This window comes from Paenibacillus andongensis, from assembly GCF_025369935.1.
Lineage (GTDB): Bacteria > Bacillota > Bacilli > Paenibacillales > NBRC-103111 > Paenibacillus_E > Paenibacillus_E andongensis.
In genome coordinates, this window is sequence record NZ_CP104467.1 from 5,037,135 (window position 1) to 5,049,524 (window position 12,390).

Below are 12,390 nucleotides of genomic sequence, written 5' to 3' on the forward strand. Positions count from 1 at the left end.
GCTTCCATGTTATTTTATTCTATCTCACCTATCATGTCTTCAACAACCTTTACGATGTCGCCCTCATGAATTTGCTGATAGATCGTCAACATGTCCGGATAGAGAAAGCGATCTTCCTCCACCGCAGGCACTTTCGATCGTATCAGTTGATATACTTCCGCAATAACCGGAGAAGGATTCAACGGACGATGAAAATCAAGAGCTTGTACGGCTGTCATCAATTCAATCGCCAACATATATGTTAATTTCTTCGAAATTTGATAAGCTTTCCTTGAGGCATTATAGGCGAAACTGACAACATCCTCTTGATTGGCGCAAGTGGGAACATTATCTACGGAGGCTGGATGAGAAAGAATCCTAATCTCTCCCAGCAGTCCTACGGCTGTATATTGCGGGATCATATATCCGCTGTTTAGTCCTGGATTTTTCACTAAAAAACTAGGCAGCTCACTCAGGTGATAATTCACTAATCGGTCAATTCTTCTCTCTGCTATTTTTGCCAGATTAGCCATAGCTATACACATGATATCCGCCTGGATGCCGACATAGGTACCGTCAAAATTACCTCCCATGAGGGCAATCCCATCATTGTCTTCGGGATAAATAACAGGATTATCGCTTACAGAGTTGAGCTCATTATGAATGGTGAAGGCTGCATCCTTCAGATTTTTTTTGGAAGCTCCATGTACTTGAGGGATGCATCGCAAGCTTAACGCATCCTGCAAGCGATAGTTTTTATAAGTTTCGGCAATTTCACTGCCTTTAAGGATTCGGATCATATTTTGGGCTGTCTTAGCCTGTTCCTCATGTTTTTTTAAGGAATGGAGTCTTGGATCAAAGGCGTGAATCGTTCCTTTTAGAGCTTCAAGTGACATTGCGCCAGCAATATCCGCGGTTTTTGTCGCTTGAATGGCATTATATAAGGTTAGAATGGCCATTGCAGTAACGGAGGACGTCCCGCTGGTCAGTGCCAGTCCTTCTTTGCAGCTTAAAGTGGTAGGCTTTAATCCTGCTCTTTCAAGCGCTTCACTGCCAGAGATGAGTTCTTCGTTGTACCATGCTTTACCCTCACCAATTAGCACTAACGCCATATGAGCTTCCGGAGAAAGATAACCGACCGATCCATCACCTGGAGCAAACGGAGTGATTCCTTCATTCAATAGCGATGCCACAAGCTCTAACAATTCCAAACGAACCCCAGAATAACCATGACCCAAATGGATGAGAATCATCAGTTGAATAGCTCTTACAACTTCTTTCTCCAGAGGCTCCCCTACGGAAACGGCATGCGATCTAACAATGTTGCGCTGCAGGGTTTCAGCATCTTCGGTTGAGATGATCTCTGTCACATTGCTCCCGAAGCCCGTCGTTACGCCATAAATGATGCGGTTTTCGCTTAAAAATTTCTCTATAAGCTGTCTGGATTGCTTGACGCGATCGCAGTAGCTTTGTGAAAATGACACTTTTGCCCCATAGCGGGCCACTGCGACAAATTCGGAAACAGATATCGGATGATCGCCAAGAATCACTTTATTTATATCTTTAGGATGAATGGGAGCAGCACCAATTTTCATGAAAAAACATCTCCTTTTAAAACAATACCTACTATGCAATAGTTGTCGGTTAAATATGCATACAAGAGATGTCAGAAGACATCTCTTGTCAAAGTTTGATTAATGATAATGGATGGCATCATCCAGAGCAAGTGATTTCGTCTCCGGTGCCCAGGCAATAGAAACGATTGTTCCGATTAGCAGAACTGCGCTCATACCAATCATAGATGGGGTCAACCCCATAGAGCTAACACTTACCGGCAAAATAAAAGTTCCGATGGCCGAACCGATTCGGCTTATTGCGGTCACAACACCAACACCAGATCCCCTGATTTCAGTGGGAAATAGCTCGGCTGGATAGACTAAGGTAAGATTGGAGGCGGCTGACATGACAAAGGTAAACAAACAAAAGATCGAAATGGCCACGATATGTGAACCTGCTGGTAAAAGCGTAAGCGCAAGCAAAGAGACTGTAAGGATGATAAACGTGCTAATCGTAAAGCTTCTACGTGAATATTTCTCTGTAGCCCACAGACCTGCAATCGAACCAACAAGCAGGAATAAATTCAGAATGGTGTCCATAAGGAACGTTTCTTCAAATCCCATTTTAGCTAAAATATCCGGCAGGAACGTGTAAATGGCGAAGTAAGGAATCACTTGACATACATAGAAGAGACCGCCAAATGCTGTACGCTTCCAAAGCTGTTTTTTGAAAAGATCCTGAAAGCCGTATATTTTTTTGGTATCACCCAAAACGGGTTCTTCAATTTCCGCATCGGGACCGATGTGCTTCTTCACGATTTCTCTCGCTTCCTCTACACGTCCCATGCTAATCAGCCATCTTGGTGATTCGGGTGTTCCAATCCGAAGAAGCAGAACGATTACCGCTGGAATGGCTGCGCTCGCAAGCATCCACCTCCATGAATCTGGGCCTGTCTTTAGCAGATAATAACCGACAATGTTGGATACAACATATCCGACAGTCCACATGACATTCAAGAAAGAAAGTAAAAAACCGCGATGTTTTCTAGGTGCAAACTCAGCAAGCAAAGTCGATCCAATCGCATAATCTCCACCTAAAGCAAAACCAATCAAAATACGCAAGATGAAAAGAATCGTAGGATCTTGAACGAAAAACTGCAAAAACGATGCTAGAGCAATGACTACGAAGTTAGCAAGGAAGATTTTCTGTCTACCTATACGGTCGGATAATCCACCGAGAAGTAAACTGCCGAAAAAGAGTCCGATCAATGCTGAACTTCCTATTAATCCGCTCCAAATCGGACTAAGGTTCATTTGAGGTCCAATCAAAGTCAGAGCCATACCTATAATACCAAGAGCATATCCATCAGAAAAATTAGATCCAAACGTAAGTGCAGTAATTTTCAGATGAAACTTATTGAGTGGAGCGTCATCAATCTTATAAGGTTTCATGGACAGTTGTACAGACATTGAATAACCCCCTATTTATGAAAAATCGCTTTTTTTAAAATGTATTAACATGAATAAATGATACGTCTTTCCCCGCAATTTTATCAGGTTAAGAGTCAAAGCGCCCCTCCTTAATGTCAATTAACTTAACAAGAAATGAATTTCTTCATCAACTTGAATTTTTATGTTAAGTTTATTAACATTAGAATACCTTCAAAACGGATGGATGGAACTAAACAATATTGCCAAACACTAGCACGATTTTGCTTTCCAGTTTAGAACAAGATTGCTCTAATCATGAATGAGCGTGACGAATATATTAATACATCCCATTGCTTTTTCTTTCTTTCAAAGCGATTTAAAGCGTTTTCAAATTACCGATATTCCTTTGAAATACGCTGCAGTAAATAAAATTATAGTCGCTCATTATGGATTGTGCTCTAGATAATAATTCGGATCACTAGCACAATATTGCTGCAAAGAAGATCAGCTTACAAGATATAGAAATGAGTTGGAGCCGCATAATTCATTCAGCATACCCAATTTCACAAAAAAATAAGCGCGAAATCGCGCTTACAGCGAGAATTCTGCGAGCCGAAGCTTACCTACAGAGTCTGAGAAGCCAGAGAGCGGGAAATAGAGGCTTCTCGTTCCGCCAATATCTGGTGATGCCAGGTGATTGTTGGGCCATGGTATGGACGTGCTCCGTTATTGGAGGGTATAGTTAAAAGTTTGATGCGAGGGCAGGTAGATCATCAAGAATAGGTTCACAGGCGGGTGAACCTTACATATTTGGCTACTTGGCAGAAGGAGCGGCTATACGGGAGAATCGACACGGAATGGACGGTTGATGTAAATGATATAAATATCCTTTTGCTTATCCGTGTTGTTGTATTTTGTACAACATTACGCATGCTAATCAACGTTTTTCACGATAATGTTGTAAAAAATACAACAATCTCGGCCATTTTACGTTAAATCGCATAAAAAAAAGGATAAATTGTTGTGTAACATACAACATTCTAAGCATATCCAAAAGAAATCAAGGAAATTGTTGCACGCAGTACAACAATTCCCTTATTCCCCCTCACATCATCCCCATATCTCATCGAGATGACGAAGTCGCCGCTTGACTAGGAAACTCCAAGCTTGACTGCTCTTTTTTGTTACCAACGATGAGATGTAAGAGCATCATAAACACGACGACTATGACCAGTCCGCCAAATGCGGGAACGAAGCTCCCTGTAGCATCATGTACCCAACCAACGAAGATCGGTCCAAAAGAGCCTATTACATACCCACCAGACTGGTTCATCGCCGCCCAAGCACTTGCGGTTTCTGCATCACCCGTTTCTTCAAGCGGCAGCATCAAAACAATCGGGAACAGTCCGCCTGCACCAATGCCGAGTAGGATCGCACAGTACCAAGGATTACCGTTCATCATGAAAATAAGCAACCCTGTAAGCTGTAAAATAGCGCAGCCCAATAACCAGTACATCCGTTTTGGAAAGCGCGCAATCAGGATCGGCAGCACGAAACTGACCGGTATTTGAATAAACGTAAACAAGGTTAGCATTCCCCCGGCAAATGCTTTATCGTACCCCATGCTTTCAAACGCTGGAGCCAGCCAGGCTGTTATTGAATAAAAAATGACGGCCATTAAGCCAAAGAGCAGCGTTATGATCCACGCTTTCTTATTACTCCATGGGAGCTTAACCCCTACTGACGTATTCTTTGAAGCTGTTGAATTCGAATTCAATCGTGCTGCATGTGCAGCCAACCGCCACCACACTGGAAGTGCAGCTATGGCGAATATAGCCCAAGTTGCTAGGGATGCGCGCCACGAATCACGCAAAAGATGCTGAATGGGAACGGATAATCCTGAACTGAGGGCTGCTCCAATTACCATTGCTGAGGAATATATGCCGACTAAAGAAGACGCTCGGTCAGCGAAATATCGTTTAATAAACCCAGATAGCAAGGGTCCAGCTATCGCAATACCTATCCCCGCCAGAAAAGCGGTAAGCAAAAGCAGCAGCGAGGAAGCCGCGAAAAAACGAAGAATGGTGCCTACACCTATGAGCAGTAGAGACCAAGTCAGCGTCTTTTCCAACCCCCACCGATTACTTATCTTAATTGCAGTAGGCGAAAATAAACCCATGCATAATACCGGAATCGAGGTAAGAAGGCTGGCCAAAGCCCCGTTTATGCCAAGATCTTTCCGCATCGTTTCCAATAAGGGAGCAATCGATGAAATGGCCGGCCGTAAATTAATGGAAGCTAGAAACAATGCACATACTAAATATCCAAATCTTACTTTCATATGGTATTTCCCCTTACATTTCATTTTGTACTCATTGAGCACAGCTCAATTACACAAGTGTAAGAGAAACCGAACAATTGATCAATATTATCATTCCTATTATAATCATAAGTAACACTTATGATATTTTGAGGTGAACTTATTGGAATTTCGTCAATTAGAATATTTTATCGCCGTATGTGAGGAATTGCACTTCACTAGAGCTGCCGTAAAAATAGGAATATCACAGCCTGCATTAAGCCAACAAATCCGCGCGCTTGAAGATGAATTAAACATTCCTTTGTTCGATCGGATTGGCAAAAAAATCGCGATCACTGAGGCAGGCTCCATTCTCCTTGAGCAAAGCCGTGTTGTTCTGCGAAGTTTGAAAAACGTCAACGAATTTATCAGTGAACTTCATAATTTGCAGAGAGGCACATTAATCGTAGGTGTCTTACCCTCGGATTTGGATTACAGAATATCAAAAATGTTAATAGATTTTTACCACCAATTTCCTAAAATTAAGCTCAGAATCGTATCTTCTGTTGAAATTGTTGAACAAGTTCTCGCAAATGAAGTCGATATTGGCATTGGAATCATGCCTCAACCGGATGACCGATTGGTACGAATTCCTGTGTGCCGTGAAGAATATGTGCTAGCGGTTTCCGAGAACCACGCCTTGGCCAGCAGGCATTCGATTGATATCGACGAGCTGCGCCATGTTGAAACCGTCATGCCTCCCAAAGGGATGATTGGCAGAGATCTCGTAGACGATTTTTTTCGTGAGTACGGGTTTGAATTAACCACGTTGATGGAAACCACCTCACCTACTTCCATTATTCATTTAATAAGGGCAAACATTGGGGCGAGCGTCCTCCCACTTCCCTTAATCCAATCCATCAATGAACCAGATCTGAGATGCATTCACATCGCCAAAAGTGCGCCTTACCGAAATATTGGGGTCATCTACCGGTCTGATCGGTTTCTTGGTCAAGCGGCTAAAGCCTTTATTCAAAAAGTGACCGCGCATTTTAGTCTGAATTAAATTCGTGATCAACGTTTCTAATAAAGTGTTATATATCTGGACAAAATAGGTAAACATTAACGAAAGGGGGAGATAGATTTGGGTACTGACCAAACAATCAATTGGAACAAATTAGAAGATACCACGAAAAAGTTTCAAGTACATCCGTCGATTATTGGTTAAATATTCAAATTCAAATATTAACACTTGCGAATTTTGGTTTATTCTAGGCATATTTATTATTCCATTAATAGCTATATATTTCTTAGTTAATTCCTCTTCTGCCTGTAAACCTGCGTTGGTAACATTCGGATTATTCCGTTTATACAAAGGAATGAACTATTTTTACATCTTCCTACTATTTCTTGGTGTCGCTTTATTAGCCAAATGGGTAACCAACCTTTTCCTGCATTTTCAACAAGAACGCCAAAAAGAGCCAACATACGAACAAAAAAATTTCAATAAAAAAACTATTCTCAAAAAAATCAAAAGCTAAATAGCTATTGCCGCATTATGCATATATATCAATAATAATTTTCGTAGTCTTTGAAACGGCAAAAGCCGGTTATGAGTCGCTTGACTCCTAACCGGCTTTTGTTACGTCTTTCGCTCCATTTTACGCTTCAAATGCTGCCCTTCTGGTGCTTCTTTCGTCTTCTTTCATCACAGACCTTCTCTGTTCTCTTCTCGGTACTCCCGTGGTGATAGGCCGGTTAACTTGCGGAATAGCTTGGAAAAATAATGCAAAGACGAAAATCCGTGCTTGTCTGCGATCTCGGTGATGCTCAGATTCGTAAAGAGAAGATCGTCCTTCGCCCGATTGATCCTGAATTGGATGACATACTGGGTAGGCGGCAATCCGGTTGCATCTTTGAACAAATCAAAGAAGTAACCACGACTTATGCGCAGCTCTTTGTAATAGTTTTCCAAAGGCTGCAGATCGCCTTGTACGAGATCCTGATCCAATCGCTCGAGCAATTTAGACATGCGGAGATTGGGGATATGCTCTTCTTTTAGGGCAAAAGTTAGAAAAAATTCGATAAACTGCTGAAAGCAGCTCTGGACCTTTAGGCTGCGAACGTAAGTCCGCTCGTTTGTATAGTGATTTTCGGTATAAAACTTTTCGAACAAATCCATCCACAACCGCAGCTTCTCCACTTTCACATGTTCGGGTAAAGAATATGGAAATGCAGGTCCAATCAGACCAGGAATAAGGGTGGCTGCATCATAGCAGATCATGCTCGGGTGGGTGAACTCTTCCCGACGATCTATGTAGGACCAATCAAAATAACAACAAACGTGGACCATCGGGTCCTGGCTGTCGGCAACCCAATGGTGGGGCTGCCCTGCTGGTATGTACACGAGAGAGCCAACTAGCGTTTCATAAGAGCGACCATTAGTATGAATGACCCCTCTTCCCTCGCTGATCAAATATAGGGATGAGGCATAACAGATCCGATTGTTGCTAACCTGTCCTTTGGAGAATGGGTACCTGGTTGCAAAGTACACATACGGATGTAAATCGGCGAAACCCATCCACGGTCACCACCTTATTCGCAAAAATAAAATGTAATTGATATGACGATTGTACAAATAATTGACGATTTTGCAAATACAAATTAAACCGAATACTGTAATGTTTATAAGTGAAGACGAAGAATTCTAAGGAGGATTTAACATGTTAGATAGCAAATATTTGTTGACAGATGAGCAAATGATGCAATTTATTACCAAAGGATATCTGGTACTTCAGAACGACATGCCTCATCAACTTCATGTGAGCATCATGAACCAGATCAATCACGTTATGCATAATGAAGGCAACCCTGGCAACAACATTTTGCCCCGTGTCCCTGACATTCAGCAGTTGTTCGATACGCCGATCGTCAAGGGAGCCTTAAGCAGCGTACTTGGTTCAGACTATTACATGCACCCGCATCGCCACTGTCATTACAACCAACCAGGAAATCAGACGCCGGGTGGCGGAAAATGGCACAAAGACGGCTATTGGTCTTCCATGCGCAGTCATCGACCGTGGTGGGCGATGATTTTCTATTACACGCACGATATTACCGAAGATTTAGGGCCTACTGCGATCATGCCAGGCACTCAATACTACGAGAAATTTCTCGGCGACCAAGGTGAGACAATCCTGCCCACAGGCAAGGCAGGTACGATGGTACTTGTGCATTTTGACTTGTGGCATAAAGCTTCGCTTAATGTGTCAGAACTAGATCGTTATATGCTTAAGTTCCAATTTCTTAGATTGAGCGCACCGGAGTTTCCGAGTTGGAATCATCAAAACAAAGAGATGATTGTGCCGGAAGGAACACCCGCCATCCATATGAATTTATGGCAAGACGTATGGGATTGGCTCCGCGGAGAATCTTCGGCTAAGCTGGTTGGCGCACCAAAGAACACGGAACGATTGTTGGCATTACGGCAAGAGCTTGAATCCGAGCATGCAGCCCATCGCGGGCAGGCGGCAGATGAATTGGGATACATCGGAGCTGAAGCGGCTTCTTGCGCTCCCTCGCTAGCGCTTCTATTGAACGATCCAGTGGAAGCGACTGCTTTGAATGCAGCCTATGCCCTTGGACACCTTGGAACTCAAGGGATCGAAATGCTGATCAAGCAAATAACGGAGGGGTCGAACCTGACAGCGGAACGAGCCGCATACGGATTGCAAGGAGCTGGCATTGAGGCGATCCCCGAGCTCCTCGGTGTTTTGAAGCATGAGGATGAGAAGCGCAGGGCATTGGCGATTTTCGTACTCGGGATGATAGGATCCTCCGAAGGTGAAGTAGTGCCCTCACTGATCTCAAGCTTACAGGATCAGAGCGAATGGGTTCGCCGGAATGCGGTTGAATCATTAGGCATGCTCAAGAACGCTGGTGAAGAGGTTGTATCGGCATTAGCAAAAGTATTGAAGGATTCTGTACTTTGTGAAACTGACGATGCTTCAGAATCGAATCATACGGATTCGAAAAAGTCGTATGTAGGTGATCAGCCGTACATTACCAATAAGGTTGCATATACGGCGGCACTTTCACTACTGCGCACCGGCAATGTTGGTGATGTGAAAGAAGCTGTCCGCTCCTTGGAGCAAGCACTTTACAGCAAAGACCGCTACGTTAGAGCTTATGCGGCGGAAACACTCACCCATCTGCGAACGGACGAAGCCGTTGATATCTTGATTCGATATTACCGCACTTCCCGCTGGTGTCCGGATACAAGTAAAGTCAGTACCTTTTAGGGTACTCCAAGAACCTACAAAATTGTGCACGAAATGTCGGATGGATACATTCAATTCCTGCTATTCTTTTGATAAAGGAGGTCAGATAAATGGATTTGCTTAAAAACATGAATGGCGCTTTAACGTATATTGAAGAAAACCTTGCGAACGATATTGATTTGAAAGAAGTTGCAAGATGTGCTTTTTGCTCCGAATACCATTTCAAAAGGATGTTTTCCTTCCTTGCCGGTATTTCGCTATCGGAATACATCCGCCGCAGACGCCTTACTCTTGCAGCATTTGAGCTTAAAGGCAGCAGCACAAAAGTCATTGACATTGCAGTGAAATACGGGTATAACTCATCCGATTCTTTTGCAAGAGCTTTTCAAAGTTTGCATGGCCTAACACCGTCAGAAGCCAGAAGTAATGGCCATTCACTTAAAGCCTACCCACCAATGACCTTTCAGTTAACCATCAAAGGAGGAAATGAAATGATCTATCGAATTGAGGAAAAAGAGGCATTTCGCATTGTTGGTATTAAGAAAAGGGTTCCCATCCAATTCAATGGGGTAAATCCGGAGATTGCGTCTATGTGGCAAAGTTTGGATGGAGAAACGATCGCTAACCTTAAAAACCTTTCTAATGTCGAGCCTTTAGGACTGCTTAGTGCATCTACAAACTTTTCTGAGGGCAGGATGGAGGAAAAAGGGGATTTTGATCACTTTATTGGTGTAGCAACAACGAAGAAGTGTCCAGATCACCTAACGCACCTTGATGTTTCTGCCTCAACATGGGCTGTATTCGAAGCAATCGGACCCTTTCCCGATACACTGCAAAATGTATGGGGACGCATTTATTCTGAATGGTTTCCATCCTCCAACTATGAAGCAATAGAAGGTCCAGAAATCCTTTGGAATGAGCATAAAGATGTAACTTCACCAACTTTTAAAAGTGAAATATGGATACCGATTTCGAAAAAGTAATTATGGATTGAAGCAATGAAGGACTGTTCAGTGAAAATAAAGTATTAGACTGACAGATCAGTAGTTATGCGCACTTTTACTTTTAAAATCTCTCAACTTCCAAATAATAAGTTTTTGACTAAGTCTCATAGAATATAAATGTGGCGGTCAAGAACAGAAAATAAAGTTCTAGACTGCCACGTTTTATCGATCCCTGATTGTTTGAAAATAAAAATAAACTGATTTAACTGTTTGGTATAGTCACCCCGACAACTTTAAAACTAAAACAAAAGAATCGGGGTAATCGCAGATACTAAGGGGCTGTTCCCTGTTGGCAAGAATCCAATTACGGTATTGCTAAAAGTATCGATAACAGAAATCGTATTGCTATTCATATTTGTAATAAATGCACGTGAACCGTCGGGCGCAATGGCAGCAATGATCGGGAAATTCCCTACAGGGATCGGAGTTCCCATAACCGCATTTGTCATCAAATTTAAGACAGAGACAGTCCCGTCTCCCTGGTTGGCGACATACGCGCGGGTACCGTCAGGTGTAATGGTAATACCGCCAGGATTAATCCCGACAGCGATCGGGGCTCCGATTACAGTATCTGTAATCAAACTGATGACGGAGACGGTATTATCATCCCGATTCGAAACGTAGGCGCGGGTATTGTCAGGGGTAATCGCAATTCCTGTAGGTTGAACTCCGACAGGAATCGGGGCTCCCACAACCATATTCGTTGATGTGTCAATGACGGAAATGGTGTTACCACCCTGATTTGTAACATAGGCTCTAGTCCCATCCGGCGTGATAGCAATGAAAAGAGGTGCGGTCCCTACAGGGATCGGGGCACCAATTATGGTATTTGTGATCAAACTGATGACGGAGACGGAATTATCCCCCTGATTCGCAACGTAGGCGCGGGTACTGTCAGGGGTAATTGCAATGACTATGGGGCCAACCCCCACAGGAATCGGGGCTCCCACAATCGTATTCGTTGATGTGTTAATGACGGATACCGTATTGTCTGCATTATTCGAAACATAGGCTCTTGTCCCGTCCGGTGTGAAAGCAATGAAAATAGGAAAGTTGCCGACAGGGATTGGCTCTCCAATGAACGTATTTGTGAATGTGTCGAATACGGAGACGGTGCCATCCCCTGAGTTTGTAAAATAGGTAAACAGCAGCTCCCCGATTTGAGCCATATCGCCTTTTAACACATGTTGATCGATAACTTGCCCTGTCTCTCCTATTTCCAGGACAGTAACTGCAATATCGTTGGCACCAAGCCCGCTTGTAATCACGCGAACGCCGAACACATCAAATTTCGCGTAGACATTTTCTATAGTAAAAGTAGCGCCAAGTTGATTTATCGGGTTCAAGGAGACGAGATTAACAGCATAGAAAGTCAAGTTCCCGAAGCCATTCCCGGTTGGACTTATATAGTACGCCTCAATACCGGCAATCGCGTTTTTCCGTCCTGTATTTAATAGTCGAATCGTAAGCTGGGTTGTTCGCGGATTGTTCTGGTTATCAATTGGACCAGTATCTAAAATCGCCATCTATTATCCTCCTAACATTAATATTAATAATGCTAGTTTATGGCAAAAAGCAGGTTTATGCTTGTACATATGCCGTGGTTGAAACATCTTACTACATCCTTTATTCCTATATGATACTGAATTTTTATGCTAAAATAACTTGGCCAGTCTAATACCATAAATAAATGTAAAACAGAGCTCGCAAACCCGCGTGGCTCCGTTAAAAATAATCTTCATAATAGCAGGATTACATGATAAAAAAGCATGATTATTACTTCCCCCTCATTAATATTCAACTTACACTATAGAATGTGTGATGGATTACCATCCTATAAC

8 protein-coding genes are annotated in these 12,390 nt (G+C 42.9%); 3 read left to right on the forward strand and 5 right to left on the reverse strand.

Going from position 1 to position 12,390, the window contains the following annotated elements:
- Window positions 1–14 precede the first annotated feature (14 nt).
- The 3 genes from hutH to NYR53_RS22945 form a co-directional block, all read right to left on the reverse strand.
- Window positions 15–1,574, reverse strand: a complete 1,560-nt coding sequence (hutH, locus tag NYR53_RS22935) for a histidine ammonia-lyase (protein ID WP_261301465.1) — start codon at window positions 1,572–1,574, stop codon at window positions 15–17.
- Window positions 1,575–1,673: 99 nt separating this feature from the next.
- Window positions 1,674–3,005 carry an MFS transporter gene (locus NYR53_RS22940; protein WP_261301466.1) on the reverse strand — a complete coding sequence of 444 codons (1,332 nt, stop codon included), beginning with the start codon at window positions 3,003–3,005 and terminating at the stop codon, window positions 1,674–1,676.
- 1,084 nt (window positions 3,006–4,089) lie between these two features.
- Window positions 4,090–5,307: an MFS transporter gene (locus NYR53_RS22945; protein WP_261301467.1), complete on the reverse strand. Its 1,218-nt coding sequence runs from the start codon at window positions 5,305–5,307 to the stop codon at window positions 4,090–4,092.
- Window positions 5,308–5,449: 142 nt separating this feature from the next.
- Here NYR53_RS22945 and NYR53_RS22950 point away from each other — a divergent pair, with 142 nt between their 5' ends.
- Window positions 5,450–6,331 (forward strand): LysR family transcriptional regulator, encoded by an 882-nt coding sequence (locus tag NYR53_RS22950; RefSeq protein ID WP_261301468.1) that lies wholly within the window; start codon window positions 5,450–5,452, stop codon window positions 6,329–6,331.
- Window positions 6,332–6,973: 642 nt separating this feature from the next.
- Here NYR53_RS22950 and NYR53_RS22955 read toward each other — a convergent pair.
- Entirely contained in the window at window positions 6,974–7,846 is an 873-nt protein-coding gene (locus tag NYR53_RS22955; RefSeq protein ID WP_261301469.1) for an AraC family transcriptional regulator, read from the reverse strand.
- A gap of 142 nt (window positions 7,847–7,988) precedes the next feature.
- On the opposite strand from NYR53_RS22955, the gene NYR53_RS22960 reads away from it, so the two are divergent.
- Entirely contained in the window at window positions 7,989–9,566 is a 1,578-nt protein-coding gene (locus tag NYR53_RS22960; RefSeq protein WP_261301470.1) for a HEAT repeat domain-containing protein, read from the forward strand.
- A gap of 89 nt (window positions 9,567–9,655) precedes the next feature.
- Complete coding sequence (locus tag NYR53_RS22965; RefSeq protein ID WP_261301471.1) at window positions 9,656–10,528, forward strand: AraC family transcriptional regulator; 873 nt, start codon at window positions 9,656–9,658, stop codon at window positions 10,526–10,528.
- 260 nt (window positions 10,529–10,788) lie between these two features.
- On the opposite strand, the gene NYR53_RS22970 is transcribed toward NYR53_RS22965, so the two are convergent.
- Entirely contained in the window at window positions 10,789–12,075 is a 1,287-nt protein-coding gene (locus NYR53_RS22970; RefSeq protein WP_261301472.1) for a beta-propeller fold lactonase family protein, read from the reverse strand.
- Window positions 12,076–12,390: the final 315 nt, after the last annotated feature.

Coding starts and splice junctions, on each gene's coding strand:
- NYR53_RS22940 (WP_261301466.1), bottom strand. CDS start 3,005: ATGTCTGTACAACTGTCCATGAAACCTTATAAGATTGATGACGCTCCA.
- NYR53_RS22945 (WP_261301467.1), bottom strand. CDS start 5,307: ATGAAAGTAAGATTTGGATATTTAGTATGTGCATTGTTTCTAGCTTCC.
- NYR53_RS22970 (WP_261301472.1), bottom strand. CDS start 12,075: ATGGCGATTTTAGATACTGGTCCAATTGATAACCAGAACAATCCGCGA.
- NYR53_RS22960 (WP_261301470.1), top strand. CDS start 7,989: ATGTTAGATAGCAAATATTTGTTGACAGATGAGCAAATGATGCAATTT.
- NYR53_RS22955 (WP_261301469.1), bottom strand. CDS start 7,846: ATGGGTTTCGCCGATTTACATCCGTATGTGTACTTTGCAACCAGGTAC.
- hutH (WP_261301465.1), bottom strand. CDS start 1,574: ATGAAAATTGGTGCTGCTCCCATTCATCCTAAAGATATAAATAAAGTG.
- NYR53_RS22965 (WP_261301471.1), top strand. CDS start 9,656: ATGGATTTGCTTAAAAACATGAATGGCGCTTTAACGTATATTGAAGAA.